Origin of the sequence: Kribbella polygonati (genome assembly GCF_050320105.1) — a bacterium.
In the GTDB taxonomy this organism is placed as follows: domain Bacteria; phylum Actinomycetota; class Actinomycetes; order Propionibacteriales; family Kribbellaceae; genus Kribbella.
Genome location: NZ_CP190129.1, coordinates 322,693 through 342,546, shown reverse-complemented (window position 1 = coordinate 342,546; position 19,854 = coordinate 322,693). Strand labels below are relative to the sequence as shown.

Genomic DNA, 19,854 nt, shown 5'->3' with positions numbered 1-19,854 from the left:
CGAAACCGGCCCGACCTAAGTACGGTTCAGGACGCGAACTAAGTCAAGCGATCGGGTGCGCGGGGGGCTGGCGCATATGCGTCCTGTCCGGGAAAGGACAAGAAACCCGGCGACGCGGGGCCTTGCGGTGTGCGGTCGGCGGGTGCGGCGGAGTACTCTCCTGGCGCACGGCCACTCTGACCGCATCCACGGAGGAACAGTGCCCGGTCCCGTACGACGGCCGCTCGTCATCTGGCTGCTCGCGGCCCTCGCGGTCCCCGTGCTGCTGACCGCGATCCTGGTTCCGGCCCGCGCCGGCACCACCGAGGACGACCTCCGGGAACGCACCGAGGCGGCCTTGAAGGCGCGCGGGATCGAGGCCGGCCGGGTCGACTTCGACGGCCGGGACGCGCGCGTCACGGTGCCGCAGGGTGTCGACGAGGCGCGGGTGCGGGAGATCGTCGCCGCCGTCGACGGGGTGCGCGCGGTGCGGATCGACCACGCCGGACAAGTTCTGGGCAGCACGCCCTCCCCCACTACCAGCAGTACGCCGGTGCAGGCCGACGTGCCGGCGTTCGAGGTCGGGCGGACGGACCGGTCGATCCGGGTGCAGGCGCCCGTACGGAGTCAAGCGGTGCGGGACGCGCTCGGCGCCGAGGTAGGGCAGGTGCTCGGGCCGGACCGCGAGTACGACGACCGGACCACGATCGACCCGGCGAACGGGATCGACGACGCGACCACGCTGACCGCGCTGCTGCGGGCGCTCGCGATCGGCACCGGCGACGCCTCGGTGCGGTACGACGGGCAGACGCTGACGTTGTCCGGACAGGTCCCGGACCAGGCGACCAAGGCGACCGTCGGACGGGCCGCGGCGAAGGCCGTACCGGGTGCGGTGGTCGCCGACCAGCTGGTGCTGCCGAAGCCCAGCACGCAGAGCGAACCGTGCCGAACGCTTCCCTCCCGGCTGGCCGCGTTCACCCGTGAGCACCCGATCAACTTCCTGTCCGGTACGTCGATCGTGAACGACGCCACCAAACCGTCCGTACTCCTGGTGGCCGCACTCCTGAAGTCCTGTCCCACCGCGCCGGTCGAAATCGCCGGCCACACCGACAACCAGGGCTCCCCCGCCACCAGCCTGCCGCTGTCCGAACGCCGCGCCGCCGCGGTCAAGGCCGAACTGGTACGACTCGGCGTGGCGCCGGGCCGGATCAGCGCCAACGGGTACGGCGAGGCGTTCCCGATCGCGTCCAACAGCACCGGCGCCGGGCGGATCGCCAACCGGCGGGTGGTGATCCGGACGCGCTGACAAACCTCAAGTCCGCCCGCGATGCCTGACGGAGTAAGGTCATCGTGGTCCATAGCCTTCGTAGGGGATTCCATGAGTTGGCTGCTCGCACAGGTTTGGGTCTTGCTCCTCGTCGCCTTCGTCCTCGGCAGCGCGGCCGCCTGGCTGCTGCACCGCCTCCGCCCGACGAAAGGCACCCGCTGATGTGGCTCCTCCGCGACAACTGGCTGGGCTCCCTCCTCGCCTTCCTCCTAGGCGCCACCATCACCTGGCTCCTCCTAGACCGCCGCACCCCCGCCCACTCCACACCCCCCGAGCCCTCCACACCCCCCGAGCCCTCCACACCCCTGGACCACACACCCCCCAGCTCGGCCCCCACCAACGCCCTCCGCCGCACCACCACCCAGCACTCCACGCCTACGCCTCTCACGACCCCGGCGAAGCCGGGCGCCAACGAGCAGCCGCCGCCAGCAGCACCTCGCGCAGACAAGCGCGCCAACACGCCGACAGCACCTCCACCCGCAGTCGACAACCCGGCGGGGCCGGCACCCAACAAGCCCGGGTCGCCGCCTGCAGCTTCCGCGTCGGAGGACGCGCCCGCCGCCGACGGGTCGGCTCGGTCGGCGACAGCACCTGAGCCGGCAGCGCACCCTGCACGCGATGCACGCACCAGCCCGGTGGAGGCCGTTGACGGGGTGGGGTTTTCGGAGTTGATGGGTGGCGAGCCGACCTTGTTCGACGAGCTGCGGGCGGTGCCCGAGAAGACGGCCGGGAAGTACGGCGAGGGGTCGGCGGACGCCGTGCCGCATCAGGGCCCGCCGGACGGGTTCACGATCAAGGGGAACGCGCAGTCCATGCTGTTCCACACCCCGGACTCGCCGTACTACGGCCGCACCAAACCCGAGGTCTGGTTCCGCACCGAGGCCGACGCCGAACGCGCCGGTTTCACCAAGTACGCCCGCCGCCCCCGCAAGTCCACGAACCCGCGCGGCTGAACGACCCCGGCGCGGACCTACGATCGCAGCAGAGCAGCAGCCAAGCACCGCGAGGAGGCCGACGTGCAGCGTGACATCACCCTGCCCTTCACCGTCAGCCAGGACGAGAACGGCGCCTGGTGCGCCGCCGCGGCCCTGACCCCGGACGCGTTCGCGAACGGCGAGGGCGACACCCGCGAAGCCGCGATCGAGGACCTCCGGGCCGCGATCACCTTGCTCACCGAGACCGTCGGCGTACCCGAGCAGCTGACCGTCACCGTGGAGGTCGGCCGATGAGCGAGCAGGAGCCGAAGGCGCTCGGCCCGCAGGGGGCGGACGACGTACTGACGCCGGACGCCGTGTTCCTGGCCGGGGAAGGGCGGGAGGGGCGCGGGGTGAATGCCGACGAGGCGTACCCGGGGCTGGAGTCGGTGAAGCTCCGCGGCGGCATGCGCCGGCGCGGTGCCGCCGGAGGCCGCGGTGGGGCGGCGTACAAGAACGAGAAGCAGCGTGGAGAGCGCGACCGCGATCGCTGAAGCGGTCCGTCATCGAATCGCAGTGTGGACCGATCGCGAGCCCTATTTGCTTGTACTGCCAACGGGCCGCCAGACTGTGCGGAACGCCTTGCGGGACCGTCCGACCGCCGGCGTCACCACTCACCGCGGTATCCCCGGAGCGGTCCGGGTTCAGTGCAATGCCCTTCCCCTTTTAGGTGCGCCCGATCGGGGTACGGGAACTAGGTTTGGAGACACCCGATGGAGGTGAGCGTGACCGACATGCTGCCGGAGCAGCACCACGGACTGACGAAGAGTGACCCGCTGTGGTTCAAGCGGGCCGTCTTCTACGAGGTCCTCGTGCGGTCCTTCAAGGACTCGAACGCCGACGGCATCGGCGACCTGCAGGGCCTGACCGAGAAACTCGACTATCTCGAGTGGCTCGGCGTCGACTGTCTCTGGTTACCCCCGTTCTACCCGTCGCCACTGCGCGACGGCGGCTACGACATCTCGCACTACACCGAGGTGATGCCGGAGATCGGGACGGTCGCCGACTTCGCCGCGTTCCTGAACCAGGCGCACGCCCGCGGTATCCGGGTGATCGTCGACTTCGTCATGAACCACACCTCCGACCAGCACCCCTGGTTCCAGGCGTCGCGGGAGGACCCGGAGGGCCCGTACGGCGACTTCTACGTGTGGTCGGACACCGACGACAAGTACGCCGACGCGCGGATCATCTTCGTCGACACCGAGACCTCGAACTGGACCTGGGACCCGGTTCGCGGCCAGTACTTCTGGCACCGGTTCTACTCCAACCAGCCGGACCTGAACTTCGAGAACCCGGCCGTCGGCGACGCGATGATCGAGGCGCTGAAGTTCTGGCTGGACCTGGGCGTGGACGGCTTCCGGCTGGACGCGGTGCCGTACCTGTTCGAGACCGACGGGACGAACTGCGAGAACCTGCCGCGCACCCACGAGTTCCTGAAGCGGGTCCGCAAGGAGGTGGACGCGAACTACGAGGACCGCGTCCTGCTCTGCGAGGCGAACCAGTGGCCGGCCGACGTGGTCGAGTACTTCGGCGACCGGGACTCCGGCGGCGACGAGTGCCAGATGGCGTTCCACTTCCCGGTGATGCCGCGGATCTTCATGGGCGTACGGCGCGAGTCGCGGTTCCCGATCTCCGAGATCCTGGCGCAGACGCCGGAGATCCCGGACACCTGCCAGTGGGGCATCTTCCTGCGCAACCACGACGAGCTGACGCTCGAGATGGTCACCGACGAGGACCGCGACTACATGTGGTCGGAGTACGCGCAGGACCCGCGGATGAAGGCGAACATCGGCATCCGCCGCCGGCTCGCGCCGCTGCTGGACAACGACACCAACAAGATGGAGTTGTTCACCGCGCTGCTGCTCAGCCTGCCCGGCTCCCCGATCCTGTACTACGGCGACGAGATCGGCATGGGCGACAACATCTGGCTGGGTGACCGCGACGGCGTCCGGACCCCGATGCAGTGGTCCCCGGACCGGAACGCGTCGTTCTCGACCGCGACGCCGGGCAAGCTCACCCTGCCGGTGATCATGGACCCGGTGTACGGCTTCCAGGCGGTGAACGTCGAGGCCGAGATGGAGAACGCCTCGTCGCTGCTGCACTGGACCCGGCGGATGATCCAGACCCGCAAGCAGCACCCCTGCTTCGGGATGGGCACCTTCACCGACCTGGGCGGCTCGAACCCGAGCGTCCTGTCGTACATCCGCGAGTTCGGCGACGACGTGGTGCTGTGCGTCAACAACCTGTCCCGGTTCCCGCAGCCGATCGAGCTGGACCTGCGGCAGTGGGAGGGCGTGGAGCCGATCGAACTGCTCGGCGGCGTGCACTTCCCGACGATCGGTGAATTGCCCTACCTTCTGACCCTCGGTGCCCACGGTTTCTACTGGTTCCGGCTGGCGAAGCCGGCTGACCACGAGGAGAGCATGTAGTGACTTCCCATCTGGACCAGGTCCAGTCCTTCTGCGCGAGCCAGCGGTGGTTCGGGGAGAAGGGACACGACGTTCACGTCGAAGCGCTGGCCACGTCGGCCTGGCTGTCGGACGCGGGCGCCTGGCCGGCGGTCCGGATCGGGTTCGTCTACTGTTCGGGCCCGCCCGGGGCGGAGTCCCCGATCCGGGTGTATCAGCTGCCGCTCAGCTACCACCGCGCACCGGCCGAGAACCTCGGCCACGCGCTGGTCGGCGAGTGGACCGAGCAGGACCTCGACGACACCGAGGTCTGGGTGTACGACGCGCTGCACGACAAGGAAGCGACGCCGTACTGGCTGGACGGGATCATGCACGACCGGCGGCTGGACGGGCTGGAGTTCCACTCCGTCCAGGCGCCGGACGCGGCCGTCGAGGTGCCGGAGGACGCGCAGTCCCTGGTGCTGACGGTCGAGCAGAGCAACACGTCGCTGGTGTACGGCGACGTCGCGCTGCTGAAGGTGTTCCGCCGGCTCGAGCCGGGCAGCAACCCGGGCGTCGAGATCGAGTCGGCGCTCACCGAGGCCGGGTCCGACCTGGTCCCGGCGGTGTTCGGGTCCGCACGCGGTCGGTGGCCGCGCGCGGGCGGCGGCACCGATTCCGGTGAGCTCGCGATGCTGACGGCGTTCCAGCGGAACGCGACCGACGGCTGGTCGTTCGCGACGTCGTCGGTGCGGGACCTGTACGCCGAGGCGGACCTGCACGCCGAGGAGGTCGGCGGCGACTTCGCGGCCGAGTCGCACCGGCTCGGCGCGAGTACGGCGCAGGTGCACTCGGAGCTGGCGAAGGCGCTCGGCACCGACGTGTGGGAGGCCGACAAGCTGGTCGAGCACGCGTCGGCGATGCAGCGGCGGCTCGATCACGCGGTGTCCGCGATCCCGGAGCTGGAGCCGTACCGCGACGGTCTCGGCCGCTGGTTCGACGCCCTGGCGGCGTACGGTCAGCCGGTGACCGTGCAGCGGATCCACGGCGACTTCCACCTGGGACAGGTGCTGCGGACGATCGACGGCTGGAAGCTGATCGACTTCGAGGGCGAGCCGGCCAAGTCGCTGATCGAGCGGCGTGCCCTGGACACTCCGGTGAAGGACGTCGCCGGGATGCTGCGCTCGTTCGACTACGCGGCCCGCTCGCTGCTGGCCGACCACCAGGGCGACCAGCAGATCGCGTACCGGGCCGCCGAGTGGGCCGGCCGGAACCAGCGCGCCTTCTGCGACGGGTACGCCGAGGTCGCCGGCACCGACGCGCGCCACGAGGACGTACTGCTGAACGCCTTCCTGGCCGACAAGGTCATCTACGAGGTCCTGTACGAGGCCCGCAACCGGCCGACCTGGCTCCAGATCCCACTGTCCGCAGCAGCACAGCTGGCCGAGCAGTAGCAGCAGGAGGTTTTCGATGGGCGAGCGTGAACCTTTCGAGCAGCCCGTGGTGGCTGTCGATCCCCCTGTGGTGACCGCGGTGCCGGTCGATCGGACGGCGCTCGAGCGGCTGGTGGCCGGGACGTTCCATGATCCGCATCAGGTGCTCGGGCCGCATCTGGGCGAGCACGGGGTGACGGTGCGGGTGCTGCGGCCGTACGCGAAGAGCGTGACGGTGCTGTACGACGGGCAGCGGCTGGACCTGCGGCACGAGTACGACGGCGTCTGGGTCGGCGTACTGGACATCGACAAGGTGCCGGACTACCGGCTCGAGGTCACCTACACCGACGGGCCCGCGACCGAGATCGACGACCCGTACCGGTACCTGCCGTCGCTCGGCGAGATGGACCTGCACCTGATCGGCGAGGGCCGGCACGAGCAGCTGTGGACGGTGCTCGGCGCGCACGTCCGCCGGTACGACGGCCCGGCGGGCCAGGTCACCGGTACGTCGTTCGCGGTCTGGGCGCCGAACGCGCAGGGCATCCGGCTGACCGCCGACTTCAACTTCTGGGACGGCCGCGCGCACCCGCTGCGCTCGCTCGGCGGCTCCGGCGTGTGGGAGCTGTTCGTTCCGGGCGTCGGCCCAGGCACCCGGTACAAGTTCGACATCTGCGGCCGCGACGGCGTCTGGCGGCAGAAGGCCGACCCGATGGCGAACCTGGCCGAGACTCCCCCGGCGAACGCGTCGGTCGTGCACGAGTCGACGTACGAGTGGGACGACGCCGACTGGATCCGGCGGCGGGCCGAGGCGCAGGCGTATGCCGAGCCGATGAGCGTGTACGAGGTCCATCTCGGCTCCTGGCGGAAGGGGAAGACCTACCGCGAGCTGGCCGACGAGCTCGTTGCCTACGTCAACGAGATGGGCTTCACCCATGTCGAGTTCATGCCGGTGATGGAGCACCCGTTCGGCGGGTCCTGGGGCTACCAGGTGACGTCGTACTTCGCCCCGACCTCGCGGTTCGGCGACCCGGACGACTTCCGGTTCCTGGTCGACCGGCTGCACCGGGCCGGGATCGGCGTACTGGTGGACTGGGTGCCGGCGCACTTCCCGAAGGACGCCTGGGCGCTGGCCCGGTTCGACGGTACGCCGCTGTACGAGCACCCGGACCCGCGCCGCGGCGAGCAGCCCGACTGGGGCACGCTGGTGTTCGACTTCGGCCGTCCGCAGGTGCGGAACTTCCTGGTCGCGAACGCGATCTACTGGGCCGAGGAGTTCCACATCGACGGCCTGCGCGTCGACGCGGTGGCCTCGATGCTGTACCTGGACTACTCGCGCCAGGAAGGCCAGTGGGTCCCGAACCAGTACGGCGGCCGCGAGAACCTGGAGGCCGTCTCGTTCCTCCAGGAGATGAACGCGACGCTGTACAAGCGGGTGCCGGGCGTGATCACCGTCGCGGAGGAGTCGACGTCCTGGCCGGGCGTCACCCGCGCGACGCATCTGGGCGGACTCGGGTTCGGGTTCAAGTGGAACATGGGCTGGATGAACGACTCGCTCCGCTACCTGGAGCACGCGCCGGTGCATCGCCAGTACCACCACCACGAGCTGACGTTCTCGATGATGTATGCGTACTCGGAGAACTTCGTGCTCCCGCTCTCGCACGACGAGGTCGTGCACGGCAAGGGCTCGCTGCTGCGCAAGATGCCGGGCGACCGCTGGCAGCAGCTGGCGAACCTGCGCGCGTACCTGGCGATGATGTGGGCGCACCCGGGCAAGCAGCTGCTGTTCATGGGCTGCGAGTTCGGCCAGGAGTCGGAGTGGTCGGAGAAGGGCGAGCTGGACTGGTGGCTGCTGGACCACAGCGACCACAAGGGCCTGCAGGACCTCGTCCGCGACCTGAATCGCGCGTACAAGGACAATCCTGCGTTCTGGGCGACGGACCACGACGCGGAGAAGTTCAGCTGGATCGACGCGAACGACGCCGGCAACAACGTGTTCTCCTTCGTGCGGTACGGGCGTGACGGCGAGCCGACGATCGCCTGCATCACGAACTTCTCCGCGATCCCGCACCACGGCTACCGTCTCGGCCTGCCGTACGCCGGGACCTGGGACGAGATCGTGAACACCGACGCGAGCTCGTACGGCGGCTCCGGTGTCGGCAACTACGGCACGGTCGAGGCCGACGGGCCCGAGTGGCACGGAATGTCCACCAGTGCGGAGCTGTCCGTACCACCCCTGGCCACGGTGTACCTGCGCTTCACCGGGTAGCGTTCCCATGTGACCGCTCCGCTGACCGATGGTGACCTGACGCTGCACCCTTCGCCGCCGAACGGGCAGCTGACCAGTTTCGCCGTTTCCCGCCGCGCGCCGAGCGGTGCGCCCGAGGGGCTCGGGACGGTCGAGCTGCGGCCGACCACGCCGGGGGTCGCGCTGGTCGTCTGGGCGCTCGACGGCGGGCCGGGGGTGGCTGAGCAGGCGCTGCCGTTGGTGGCGGAGTACGCGTTCGACGAGCTCGGGTTCGAACGGCTCCAGGTCGAGGTGGACGTGCAACTGCGTGCGTCCGCGCGGGTCGCGATCCGGTCCGGTTTCCGGCGGGAGGGTGTCCTGCGGGGTGCCGCGCTGGTGGACGGCGAACGCCGGGACGTCGCGATCTACGGCCGGCGGGTGGACGACCCGCGGCCGGACACCGTCACCGGGTGGACGGCGTTGATGGACTCGACGCTGCCGAAGAAGCGCGTGATCGCGCACGTCGTCGTACGGGACACGGGCGGTCGGGTGCTGCTCTGTCAGGTCAGCTACAAGAAGGACCTGGAGCTGCCCGGCGGGGTGGTCGAGCCCGACGAGGACCCGGCGACCGGCGCGTCGCGGGAGATGGAGGAGGAGCTCGGTACGGCGTTGCCGCTGCTCGGCGTACTCGCGATCGACTGGCTGCCGCGCTGGGAGGGCTGGGGCGACGCGGTCGAGATCCTGTACGACGGCGGCGTGCACGAGCCGTCGCTGATCGACCGGTTGCGGCCGGACGGGTTCGAGATCAAGGGCATCTCGTGGCGCGCGCCGGAGGAGCTGGCCGGGCTGGTGTCGCCGTTGAACGCCCGCCGCCTCCCGATGCTGCTGGCCGCTCCGGACCAGCTGCACAACCTCAGCAACGGCGCCCCTATTACCTCGTGAGCTGATCCACGCACCATTTGTAGTGCCCGTCGCTCGCGGTCTCGTCGTAGACCGTCGCGGTGACGATCGCGTACGCCCGCCGGTACAGCCGCATCCGTTCCCGGTCGTGCCCGAGCTCGGCGAACCGCTCCGTCAACAGGTCGTCCAGCCGGCGCGCGTCCGGCGAGTACATGTCGAAGAACCCCGCCGCCAGCGACGCCTCGAACGTACTGTCCCCGGCCGTAGACAAGTACCCCCAATCCAACACCGCCGCCACCCGCTCCCCCTCCATCAACACATTCGGCGGACAAACATCCCCATGCACCACACACAACTCCCCCACCACACCGGCCCCCGCCGCGCCGTCCCCCACCACACCGTCCCGCCCCACACCGGCCCGCCCCACACCGTCCCCCACCGCACCGGCCCGCCCCACACCGTCCCCCACCGCAGCGTCCTGCCCCACCTCAAGTCGGGCAAGCCCGTCCACGACCTCTTCCAGCAGTCCAGGGAAATCACGGACGTCCCGCTCCAGATGCACATTCGCAACCTCAGCACGCCGCCGTACCAACCCCGCCAAACTCGCACCGAACGACCCCGCCCAAAACACCTCCCCCACCACCGGCAACGCCTCAGCAGCCACCCCCGGCCGCACCCCCCGCAGCGCCTCCACCACCGACACGAACGCATCCAACGCAACCGACTCGGCCAACCCAGCCTCCGACAGCGGCACCCCGGTCAGCTTGTCCTCCACGCTGACCGCGAACCCGTTCTCCCCCACCCCCACCTCGCGGATCCGCGGCGTCCGGAACGGCAACTCCGGCAACTCGTCCAGGAACGCCTTCAACGGCAGCACGTCCTCCGGCCGCCGCCCGAACCACACCTTCCGCACCGTCCCGTCCCCCAGGTCGTAGACGGCCCCCCCATCCCCTGCCCGATCAACTCCACCCGCCAGACCCTAGTGGACGAGCCGGATCGTCAACGGGTACACGTACTCCTTCCCATTGGACGCCGCGACCGTCGCCAGAATGATCACCACCACCGCCGCCACCGCGCCGATCACCACCAGCGGGACGACGACCAGCACGCCGAGCCCGAACGTGATCGCGATCAACGCGGCCGCGACCGCCGAGTAGATCAGCAGCGAGATCTGGAAGTTCAGCGACTCCACCGCCTGCCGCCGGACGAACTCCGACCGGTGCCGGAACGCCAGCCAGACGATCAGCGGGCACAGGAACCCCATCGCGAACCAGGCCGCGACGAACACCCCCACGTGCGCGATCATCGCCCACGTACGCTCCTCCGAGGCCGACAGCGGCGTACTCATACTCAACTGAACCACACCGATTCCTTTCCGGGCAGTCGCCGGTCAATACGGGCAACGGAAAGGAGCCGACCAATGGCAAGCAAGGAATCAGAGGCAGTACGCCGGCACTGGGAGCGCGCCGCCGCGGCGGGCGAGCAGGCCGACCGTGAACTCGCCGACCACCGCTGGGCCGAACTGACCACCGAACCGGACCACGTCGACTACCTGGCGGTGCGCGACCGCCCGGCGCTGTGGATCGTCCCGCACGACGCCGCCACTGACCGGGTGCTGCTCTGCTTCCACGGCGGCGGGTACGTCGGCGGCTCCCGGTACTCGCACCGCAAACTCTTCGCCCACCTCGCGCAGGCGGTCGGCGCCCGCGCGCTGGTCTTCGACTACTCGCTGGCCCCCGAACACACCCACCCGGTCCAGCTCGACGAAGCGGTCGAGACCTACCGCTGGCTGCTGGACCAGGGCATCGCCCCCGAGCACATCGTCTTCACCGGCGACTCGGCCGGCGGCGGTATGGCGATCACCACCCAGCTCCGGGCCCGTGCCGCCGGCCTCCCCCTCCCGGCCGGGGCGCTCCCGTTCTCGCCGTGGATCGACTTCGAGGCGAGCGGAGCGACGTACGACAGCAACCGGGAGCGGGACGCGTTCTTCCACCGGGACCTGGTCCGCGGGCTCGCCTGGGTCTTCCTCGGCGCGGACGGCTCACCGCGCGACCCGTTCGTGAACCCGACGTACGGCGACCTGACCGGCCTCGGGCCGATCTACATCCAGGTCGGCGGGGACGAGGTACTGCTGGACGACGCACGGGTGCTGGCGGAGGCGGCGGAGCGGGCCGGGGTCGACGTACGGCTGGATGTGTTCGCGCAGATGCAGCACACGTTCCAGATGGCGGCGGGTCGCGCGCCGGAGGCGGACGACGCGATCGCGCGGATGGGACAGTGGGGACGGAAGGTGCTGGGGCTGTGATTGGTTCAGGGACCGTGCTGCAGGGAGTGGAGATGGAAGAGTTCGCCGACCTCGAGCCGTTCCGCAAGGAGCTGCTGGCGCACTGCTACCGGATGCTCGCGTCGGCGCACGAGGCCGAGGACGCCGTCCAGGAGACGTACCTGCGGGCCTGGCGGTCGCGGGCGGACTTCGAGGGCCGCTCGTCGGTGCGGGTCTGGCTGTACCGGATCGCGACCAACGTCTGCCTGACCGCGCTCGAGCAGCGCGGCCGCCGGGCGCTGCCGTCCGGGATCGTTGCCCCGAGCACCGACTTCGACGGGACCCCGCCGCCGGTGCCGGACGGGATCGGCTGGATCGAACCGATCCCGGAGTCGCTGGTGGCCGGCGATCCGGCCGCGATCGTCACGCTCCGGGAGAGCCTGCGGCTGGCACTGATCGCCGCGCTGCAGTACCTGCCGCCGAAGCAGCGGGCTGTGCTGATCCTCCGCGAGGTGCTCGCGTTCCCGGCCGCCGAGGTCGCGACGATGCTCGACACCTCGGTCGCCGCGGTGAAGAGCACGCTGCAACGCGCGCGGGCCCGGATCGACGAGACTTCGCCGACCCAGGGCGAGGTGTACGAACCCACCGACCCGGCGGCGAAGGCCCTGCTCGACGACTACGTCGCCGGCTTCGAGAACGCCGACACCGCCGCACTCGAACGCGCCCTCCGCGCGGACGCCGCACTCGAGATGGTCGGTACGCCGACCTGGTTCAACGGTCTGGTCACCTGCCTCAAGGTGATGTCCGACGCGGCCGGTGACCCGGGCGACTGGCGGATGATCCCGGTGATCGCGAACGGCCAGCCCGCGGTCGGTTCGTACTACAAGGACGAGCCGTACGGCGTCGCCGTACTCACGCCGGCGCCGGGCGGCCTCACCCACATCCACGTGTTCAGCACACCGTCACTGGTGACGTACTTCGGGCTCCCGGCTACAGCTCCTGCACGGTAAGGCGAGCGCGGCGGCTGGTGCTGATCAGGGCCAGCGCCACGACGACGAGGCCGACCGCGATCATCGGCCACCAGACGAGGTGGGCCGCCCGGACGAACCGGTGCGGGTCGGTGGTCGCGGTCGCGCCGACGATCGAGCCGGCCACCGCGACGCCGAGCGACACACCGGTCTGGCGGCCGACGGACGCGAGCGACCCCGCCAGGCCGGCCATCGACACCGGCATACCGGACACCGCCGAGTTCGCGATCGGCGGGTTGATCGTGCCGAGGAACACGCCGAACAGCAGGAAGATCGCGAGTACGAGCGGCATCGGCGTGGTCAGCCCGATCGTGAGCGACGCGGCCGCTCCGAGCGCGAGCGCCGTACCGGCGACGACGAGCGGCAGGCGCGGGCCGCGGGCACCGACCACGCGGCCCGTGAGCGGTGACAGTACGCAGATCAGCAGGCCGACCGGGAGCAGGCTGAGGCCGGCTTCCAGCGCGGAGAGCTGCCGGACGCTCTGCAGGTAGAGCGTGGTGACGAAGAGGAACACGCCGAACCCGCTGTACGCGACCAGCGCGATCACCACCGCCGAACTGAACGGGATGCTGCGGAACAGCCGGAGTTCGAGCATCGGCTCCTCGCGACGGCGCTCGTACCGGATCAGCGCGCCGGCGGCGATCGCCGCGGCCAGCAGCAGCGCGAGGATCGGCGGCGCGGTCCAGCCGCGCTTCTCGGACTCGATGATCGCGGTCACGACGCCGCCGAGCACCAGGACGACGAGGAACTGGCCGACCGGGTCGAAGCGCCGGCCGTGCGCGGCGCGCGACTCCGGCACGTAGCGGCCCGCGAGGAGTACGGCGACGACGACGATCGGCAGGTTCACCCAGAAGATCGACCGCCAGCCGAGGCCGTCGACGAGCGCGCCGCCGAGGATCGGGCCGAGGACCAGCGAGAGGCCCGCGGTGGCGCCGAAGATGCCGATCGCGCGGGCCCGTTCGGCGCGGTCCGGGAACACCGTGACCACGATCGCCATCGCGACCGGGTTCAGCATCGTCCCGCCGACGGCCTGGACGGCGCGGGCCGCGATCAGCGTGCCGATGCCCGGCGCGAGACTGCACAGCAGCGAGCCGAGCCCGAACACGGTCAGCCCGAGCCGGAACATCCGCTTCCGGCCGTACCGGTCCGCCGTCGAGCCGGCCAGCATCAGGAAGCTCGCCAGTACCAGCGTGTAGGCGTCGACGGTCCACTGCAGCCCGGCCGTCGACGCGTGCAGGTCGTCCCGGATCGCGGGCAGCGCCATGTTGACGATCGAGATGTCCATCACCGAGATCAGCAGGCTGGCGCAACAGATCGCGAGTACGACGTACCGGCGGGTGACGGTCTCGAGCGTTGGAACAGTCATACCGCCGAGGCTAGGATTTAGAGCGTGCTCGAAGTCAATGAACGCGGGATCAGCATCGCCGAAGCCGCCGAACGAACCGGCGTCAGCGCCCACACGCTCCGGTACTACGAGCGGGCCGGCCTGGTCGTGACCACGGTCGACCGTACCGCCGGCGGGCGCCGCCGCTACCGGCAGATCGACCTGGACTGGATCAAGATCTGCACCAAGTTCCGCGCCACCGGGATGCCGATCCGGACGATCCGCAAGTACGCCGAACTGGTCTCCGCGGGCCGCGGCAACGAGAAGGACCGGCTGGAGCTCCTGGAAACCCACCGCGCCGAGATCCTCACCCAACTCGCGCAACTCCAGGAAAGCCTCGAACTCATCGACCACAAGATCGACGTCTACCGAGGCCGCCTCGAAGCCGGCGACGCCGACCAACTCTGGGCTCCGCGCGCCTAAGAACTACCAACCGAGGCCCCGCCCGCCGAACAACTACCAGCCCACCGCCCGCCGCTGAAGAGCTGCCAACCCACGCCCCGCCCGCTCCAGAACTACCAACCCACGCCCCACCCGCTCCAGAACTACCAACCCACGCCCCACCCGCTCCAGAACTACCAACCCACCCCCCCCGCCCGCTCCAGAACTACCAAGCGAGCCCCCGGCTTGCCCAAGAAGCTGCCAACCGAGGCCTCGCCTGCTTGAGACCTGCCATTCCAGGCCCGCCAAGGACTACCAACCAGGGCCCAAGGCCCCTGTGAACTGTCAACCAGCGTCCGGCCTGCTGAAGAGCTACGAACTGAAGTCGCGCGCCATCGCCCCACCCACCTGACAGCCACAGCCCGCGCAGGCTCGCCTTCACTCCCCTGGCTCAGGTCGGCCCGGTGAGGGCGTTCAGTCTCTTGGTGAGGAATCTACGTTCGGTTTCGTTGGCTGTCAGCTGGATGGCTTGCTGGTACGCCTCGGCGGCCTCCGCGGTCCGACCCAGCCGGGTGAGGACGTCCGCCCGGGTCGCGGGGAGATAGGCGTACGTCGCCAGCGCCGGCTCGTCGGCGAGCGTGTCCAGCTCGGTCAGCACCGCGGCGAGGTCCGCCCCGGGGACCAGGCTGTGCGCCGCCGCCCGGTTGAGCGCGACGATCGGCGTCGGCCAGCTCACCAGCATCGCGTCGTACATCCGCACCACCTGCCGCCAGTCCGTCTCCTCCCAGCTCGGCGCAGTCATGTGCAGCCCGGCCACCGCCGCCTGCAACGCGAACCGGCCGGTCCCCCGCTGCAACGCCGCCGTCGCCCGCGACACGCCCTCGCCCACCAACCGCCCGTCCCAGCGCGACCGATCCTGGTCCGCCAGCAGCACCAGCTCGCCGTCCGCACTCACCCGCGCGTCGCCGCGCGCCTCGGTCATCAACAGCAACCCGAGCAACGCCTGCGGCTCGGGCTCGTCCGGCATCAACCGCACCAGCATCCGCGCCAACTCGACCGCCCGCCCGGTCAGCTCGGTCCGCGTCAGCACCGGCCCCGCCGCCACATGCCCGGCCGTGTACACCAGATGTACGACGGTCAGTACGACGTCCAGCCGCGCCGGCAACTCCCGGTCCGCCGGGATCCGGTACGGGATGCCCGCCGCGGCGATCTTCTTCTTCGCCCGCGTGATCCGCGCGGCCGCCGTCGCCTCGCCGATCAGCAGCACCGCCGCGACCTCGCGCGTGGTCAGCCCGCAGATCAGCCGCAACGTCAACGCCACCTGCGAGTCCCGCGCCAGCGCCGGGTGGCAGCAGGTGAACACCAGCCGCAACGGATCCGTCGGCCGCTCGTCGTCGCCCGGCTCCTCCACCAGCAGCGGGAGCTTCCGCCGCAGGTTCGTCTCCCGGCGCAGCCGATCCAGCGCGAGCCGGCGCGCGACCGTACTCAACCAGCCACCCGGGTTCCCCGGGATCCCGTCCGGCCAGGTCCGCAACGCCTGTACGAACGCGTCCTGCGTACAGTCCTCAGCCAGGTCGAGATCACGCGTCAACCGCACCACAGACGCCAACACGGTCGACCAACACTCCCGATGCACCCGATCGAGCACCCGAGCAACCTCGACAGCCTCAGTCATCCCACACCTCCCCCGCCGCCCCCAGCCACGCCAACACCGGCCGGACCCGGCCCACCCAGCGCCAGCCCCGCCCGTCCAGACGTACCCACCACCGGCCCGAACCGTCCCGCGCACCCACCGCCGGCCCGGCCGGTCCCGGCCTATCCACCGCCGGCCCCGCCCGTCCCGGCCTGCGCACCGCCGACCCGGCCCTTCCCCGCGAACCCACCGCCCGCTCAGCCGGACCCGGCCTATCCACCGCCAGCCCCGCCCGTCTCGGCCCACCCACCGCCAGACCGGCCGGTCCCGGCATACACACCGCCGGCCCAGCCGGTCCCCGCTCACCCACCGCCAGCCCCACCCGTCCCGGCCTACTCGCCGCCGCACCGGACCATCCCCGCGTACCCACCGCCGGACCGGCCGGACCCGGCCCACCCACCGCCGGTCCGGCCGGGCTCGGCGTACGCGCCGCCGGCCCGGCCGGTTCCGCTGTACCTGCTGCTGCCCGCACGGTCAGGCGGAGGGGGCGTCCTCGGCGGAGGTGCTCATCACCGGACGCACCTCGACGTTGGCCGACGGGCAGAGCTTCGCCAGCTCGAGCGCCTGGTCGAGGTCGCGCGCCTCGATCACGTAGAACCCACCGAGCGCCTCCTTCGTCTCGATGAACGGCCCGTCGGTGACCAGCGGCTCCGCCCCCTCACGCTGCTTCACCGTGCTGGCCGTGCTGGACCGCTCCAGCGCCTCCCCGCCGAGCACCCGCGCCCCGGCCTTCTCGACCGCCGCCGCGAACTCCCCGTGCAACTTCATCGCCTGATCCCACTCCGCGCGGGTCAGGTTGTCGTACCAGTCCTCGCTGTCGAACAGCAGGAACATGTACTGCGCCATCTCAGGCTCCCTCGTCTAAAGCTTCCTCTTGGACATCTTGCTGACGATCGGCCCGACACGGAATCGACAACGCCGTCGGAGAATATTTACTACCGTGGCGTACATGGAGCACTTCGACGTTCTGGTCGTCGGCGCGGGACTGTCCGGGATCGGAGCGGCGTACCGGATCCAGACCCGCTGCCCGGACCGCACGTACGCCGTCCTCGAGGCACGCGAGGCACTCGGCGGCACCTGGGACCTGTTCCGGTACCCGGGGGTGCGGTCGGACTCGGACATGTTCACGCTCGGGTTCCCGTTCCGCCCGTGGAAGGCCGCGAAGGCGATCGCCGACGGGCCGTCGATCCTGTCGTACCTGCAGGAGACGGCGGCGGCGTACGGGATCGACAAGCACATCCGGTACGGCGCCCGCGTCGTCAGCGCGACGTGGTCGTCGGCGAACGCCCGGTGGACCGTGCATACCGCTGACACGACGTACACCTGTTCGTTCCTCTACGTGTGCAGTGGGTACTACGACTACGACGAGGGACACGTGGTCGACTTCGAAGGGCAGGACTCGTTCCGCGGGCAGGTCGTGCATCCGCAGCACTGGCCGGCGGATCTGGACCACACCGGCAAGCGGGTGGTCGTGATCGGCAGCGGTGCGACGGCGGTCACGCTGGTGCCGGCGATGGCCGGTACGGCGAAACACGTGACCATGCTGCAGCGGTCGCCGAGCTACGTGGCGTCCCGTCCCGCGGTCGACGGGCTGTCCGACCGGATCCGCGCCGTACTGCCGGAGAACCTCGCGCACCGGGTGATCCGCGGCAAGAACGTTGCGCTGAGCACCTTGTTCTACAGCGCTTTCCGGCGGTTTCCGGCGCATGCGGCGTGGCTGCTGAACAGCGGCGTCGCGCGGCAGCTGCCGCCGTCGATCCCGGTGGATCCGCACTTCACGCCGCAGTACAAACCGTGGGACCAGCGACTCTGCCTGGTCCCGGACGCGGATCTGTTCAAGGCGCTGCGGGACGGGTCGGCGTCGGTGGTGACCGACGAGATCGACCGCTTCACACCGACCGGCCTGCGGCTGCGCTCCGGCGCCGAACTGGAGGCCGACCTGGTGGTCACCGCGACCGGCCTCCGCATGGTTGCGCTAGGCAACATCAACCTCACCGTCGACGGCTGGCGGGTGGCGCCGCACGACACGTTCGTCTACAAGGGCATGATGCTCAGCGGCGTCCCGAACCTCGCGTGGTGCATCGGCTACACCAACAACTCCTGGACCCTGCGCTCCGACCTCACCTCGCAGTACGTCTGCCGCCTCCTCAACCACCTCACCACCACCAACACCACCCGCTGCCGCGCCGACGTTCCCCCAACCTGGTTCGACGAACCGTCCCGCCCCGTCGTAGACCTCTCCTCCGGCTACATCCGCCGAGCCGCCAACATCCTCCCCCGCCAAGGCACCTGGGGCCCCTGGATCCTCCACCAGAACTACCCCCGAGACCTCCTCCGCCTCCGCCTCGGCCCACTGGAAGACGGCGTCATGCGCTTCAGCTAGGACCTGTGGACAACTGGCTCTTCACAGGTGCGGGTGTAGCCCGGGCCCAACCCGACCGGCGCACTGCGGTCGCCGCCCACTGGCGGGTCGTACGACGACTGACCCACTACAGCACGCCAGCGAACAAACACCCCGCCACCCGCCACCCGCCGACCCTGGCCCCGCCTCGCCCCTCCCCGGGCCACCGACCTGTCGCCGACGCCGAGTCGGCGAACAGCCTCCCGACGGCTCCGAACTGTGAAGAGCCGGATGACTCGAGCCGGGGGTCGGCGAGACCCGACAGACTTGAAGCGGAAAGGGCAGGGGGCGCGGCTGCAACGTCAGCTACGGACCGGAGCTGGGCTGGGAGCGACTTCAGCCAGGGATCGGAGCTGGGGGCTGGGCGCCAACGTAGGCGGCGGCTGGACGGATGATCTTGGCGTCGGTGGACTGCTCGAGGATGTTCGCGGACCAGCCGATGATGCGGCTGACGGCGAACGTCGGCGTGAACATCGCGCGCGGGATCCCGCACAGCTCCATCACGACTCCCGCGTAGAACTCGACGTTCGCGTAGAGATTGCGACCCGGCTTGAGCTCGGCGAGTACGTCGACGATCCGCTGTTCGACGGTGGTCGCGAAGTCGACCAGGTCGCCGCCGATCCCGCGGGCGATGTCGCGCAGCATCAGCGACCGCGGGTCCTCGGTCCGGTACACCGCATGCCCGAACCCCATGATCCGGTCACCGGCCGACACCTTCGCGCGCACCCACGCGTCGATGCGGTCCGGCGTACCGATCTCGTCGAGGCTCGCCAGCGCGCGGTCCGGCGCGCCACCGTGCAGCGGTCCCGAGAACGCGCCGATCGCGCCGGCGACCGCCGAGACGACATCCGCGCCGGTAGACGCGATGACGCGGGCGGTGAAGGTGGACGCGTTGAAACCATGGTCGACGGTCGAGACCAGATAGTGCTCGATCGCCGTCGCGTGTACGGCGGCCGGCTCCTCGCCGGTGACCAGGTACAGCCAGTTCTCCGCGGCGGTCAGGTCGGCGCGCGGCTCCAGCGGCTGCTGTCCTTCGCGGAGGCGGTAGAGCGCGGCGAGGATCGTCGGCGTCACCGCGCAGACGAGCATCGCGTCGGCCTTGCGGCGGGCCGGGTCGACGTCCCAGAGCGGCGGCAGCGCACGGACCGCGGCGAGCAGCGACAACGCCGTACGAAGACCGGCGAGCGGATTGAACGCGGGACCGGCGGCGGCGATCGCGGGGAGTACGGCGCTGACCTCGTCGGGGAGGACGCGCAGCGGGGCGAGTTCGGCAACGAACCGGTCGCGTTCGGCGTCGGTCGGGAGGCGGCCCTCGAACATCAGGTACCAGACGTCTTCGAGTGTCTTGGACTTGGCGAGATCGATCGCCGAGTACTGCCGGTAGTGGTAGAACCCCTCGTCACCACGGACGTCGCCGAGGGTCGTCTCGGTGACGACGACGTTGCGCAGACCGGGCGGAACAGTGATTGTTGTTGACATA

At 70.2% G+C, this 19,854-nt stretch carries 18 protein-coding genes; 12 read left to right on the top strand and 6 right to left on the bottom strand.

The genetic code is table 11. The features are described from left to right. Positions 1-199 precede the first annotated feature (199 nt). The 8 genes from ACQHIV_RS01525 to ACQHIV_RS01490 all read left to right on the top strand — a co-directional run bounded on the left by ACQHIV_RS01525 (position 200) and on the right by ACQHIV_RS01490 (position 9,266). Positions 200-1,285: an OmpA family protein gene (locus tag ACQHIV_RS01525; protein WP_427890912.1), complete on the top strand. Its 1,086-nt coding sequence runs from the start codon at positions 200-202 to the stop codon at positions 1,283-1,285. A 692-nt stretch (positions 1,286-1,977) separates the two neighbouring features. Further along, complete coding sequence (locus ACQHIV_RS01520; RefSeq protein WP_427890910.1) at positions 1,978-2,259, top strand: hypothetical protein; 282 nt, start codon at positions 1,978-1,980, stop codon at positions 2,257-2,259. Between the two features lie 63 nt (positions 2,260-2,322). Further along, a complete protein-coding gene (locus ACQHIV_RS01515) occupies positions 2,323-2,535 on the top strand; it encodes a hypothetical protein (RefSeq protein WP_427890908.1) in 213 nt (70 codons plus the stop codon). After that, positions 2,532-2,774: a hypothetical protein gene (locus ACQHIV_RS01510; protein WP_427890906.1), complete on the top strand. Its 243-nt coding sequence runs from the start codon at positions 2,532-2,534 to the stop codon at positions 2,772-2,774. The genes ACQHIV_RS01515 and ACQHIV_RS01510 overlap by 4 nt, the downstream gene beginning before the upstream one ends. Before the next feature lie 219 nt (positions 2,775-2,993). Then, entirely contained in the window at positions 2,994-4,709 is a 1,716-nt protein-coding gene (gene treS / locus ACQHIV_RS01505; RefSeq protein ID WP_427890904.1) for a maltose alpha-D-glucosyltransferase, read from the top strand. Next, positions 4,709-6,121 carry a maltokinase N-terminal cap-like domain-containing protein gene (locus ACQHIV_RS01500; protein WP_427890902.1) on the top strand — a complete coding sequence of 471 codons (1,413 nt, stop codon included), beginning with the start codon at positions 4,709-4,711 and terminating at the stop codon, positions 6,119-6,121. Before treS ends, ACQHIV_RS01500 begins: the two co-directional genes overlap by 1 nt. Positions 6,122-6,170: 49 nt before the next feature. Next, on the top strand, positions 6,171-8,366 hold the full coding sequence (gene glgB / locus ACQHIV_RS01495) for a 1,4-alpha-glucan branching protein GlgB (RefSeq protein ID WP_427890899.1): 2,196 nt from the start codon (positions 6,171-6,173) through the stop codon (positions 8,364-8,366). A gap of 9 nt (positions 8,367-8,375) precedes the next feature. Next, entirely contained in the window at positions 8,376-9,266 is an 891-nt protein-coding gene (locus ACQHIV_RS01490; protein ID WP_427890898.1) for an NUDIX hydrolase, read from the top strand. Here the strand turns inward: ACQHIV_RS01490 and ACQHIV_RS01485 are convergent. Continuing rightward, positions 9,256-10,137: a phosphotransferase gene (locus ACQHIV_RS01485; protein WP_427890896.1), complete on the bottom strand. Its 882-nt coding sequence runs from the start codon at positions 10,135-10,137 to the stop codon at positions 9,256-9,258. The two genes, ACQHIV_RS01490 and ACQHIV_RS01485, sit on opposite strands and share 11 nt — an antisense overlap. A gap of 66 nt (positions 10,138-10,203) precedes the next feature. Beyond that, on the bottom strand, positions 10,204-10,587 hold the full coding sequence (locus ACQHIV_RS01480) for a DUF4870 domain-containing protein (RefSeq protein WP_427890894.1): 384 nt from the start codon (positions 10,585-10,587) through the stop codon (positions 10,204-10,206). Positions 10,588-10,644: 57 nt separating this feature from the next. Here ACQHIV_RS01480 and ACQHIV_RS01475 point away from each other — a divergent pair, with 57 nt between their 5' ends. Both ACQHIV_RS01475 and ACQHIV_RS01470 read left to right on the top strand, forming a co-directional pair. After that, positions 10,645-11,529, top strand: coding sequence for an alpha/beta hydrolase (locus tag ACQHIV_RS01475; RefSeq protein WP_427890893.1), 885 nt, complete (start codon positions 10,645-10,647; stop codon positions 11,527-11,529). A 32-nt stretch (positions 11,530-11,561) separates the two neighbouring features. After that, positions 11,562-12,497 (top strand): RNA polymerase subunit sigma-70, encoded by a 936-nt coding sequence (locus ACQHIV_RS01470; RefSeq protein ID WP_427890891.1) that lies wholly within the window; start codon positions 11,562-11,564, stop codon positions 12,495-12,497. On the opposite strand, the gene ACQHIV_RS01465 is transcribed toward ACQHIV_RS01470, so the two are convergent. After that, positions 12,478-13,881 carry an MFS transporter gene (locus tag ACQHIV_RS01465; RefSeq protein ID WP_427890889.1) on the bottom strand — a complete coding sequence of 468 codons (1,404 nt, stop codon included), beginning with the start codon at positions 13,879-13,881 and terminating at the stop codon, positions 12,478-12,480. The genes ACQHIV_RS01470 and ACQHIV_RS01465 overlap by 20 nt on opposite strands. A 24-nt stretch (positions 13,882-13,905) precedes the next feature. Here ACQHIV_RS01465 and ACQHIV_RS01460 point away from each other — a divergent pair, with 24 nt between their 5' ends. Beyond that, a complete protein-coding gene (locus tag ACQHIV_RS01460) occupies positions 13,906-14,322 on the top strand; it encodes a MerR family transcriptional regulator (RefSeq protein ID WP_427890887.1) in 417 nt (138 codons plus the stop codon). A 409-nt stretch (positions 14,323-14,731) separates the two neighbouring features. On the opposite strand, the gene ACQHIV_RS01455 is transcribed toward ACQHIV_RS01460, so the two are convergent. Beyond that, on the bottom strand, positions 14,732-15,955 hold the full coding sequence (locus ACQHIV_RS01455; protein WP_427890885.1) for an RNA polymerase sigma factor: 1,224 nt from the start codon (positions 15,953-15,955) through the stop codon (positions 14,732-14,734). Between the two features lie 492 nt (positions 15,956-16,447). Next, complete coding sequence (locus tag ACQHIV_RS01450; RefSeq protein WP_427890883.1) at positions 16,448-16,819, bottom strand: YciI family protein; 372 nt, start codon at positions 16,817-16,819, stop codon at positions 16,448-16,450. A gap of 28 nt (positions 16,820-16,847) precedes the next feature. Here ACQHIV_RS01450 and ACQHIV_RS01445 point away from each other — a divergent pair, with 28 nt between their 5' ends. After that, positions 16,848-18,356, top strand: a complete 1,509-nt coding sequence (locus ACQHIV_RS01445) for a flavin-containing monooxygenase (protein ID WP_427890881.1) — start codon at positions 16,848-16,850, stop codon at positions 18,354-18,356. Between the two features lie 354 nt (positions 18,357-18,710). Here the strand turns inward: ACQHIV_RS01445 and ACQHIV_RS01440 are convergent, their stop codons facing one another. Beyond that, a complete protein-coding gene (locus ACQHIV_RS01440) occupies positions 18,711-19,853 on the bottom strand; it encodes a citrate/2-methylcitrate synthase (protein WP_427890879.1) in 1,143 nt (380 codons plus the stop codon). Position 19,854 lies beyond the last annotated feature (1 nt).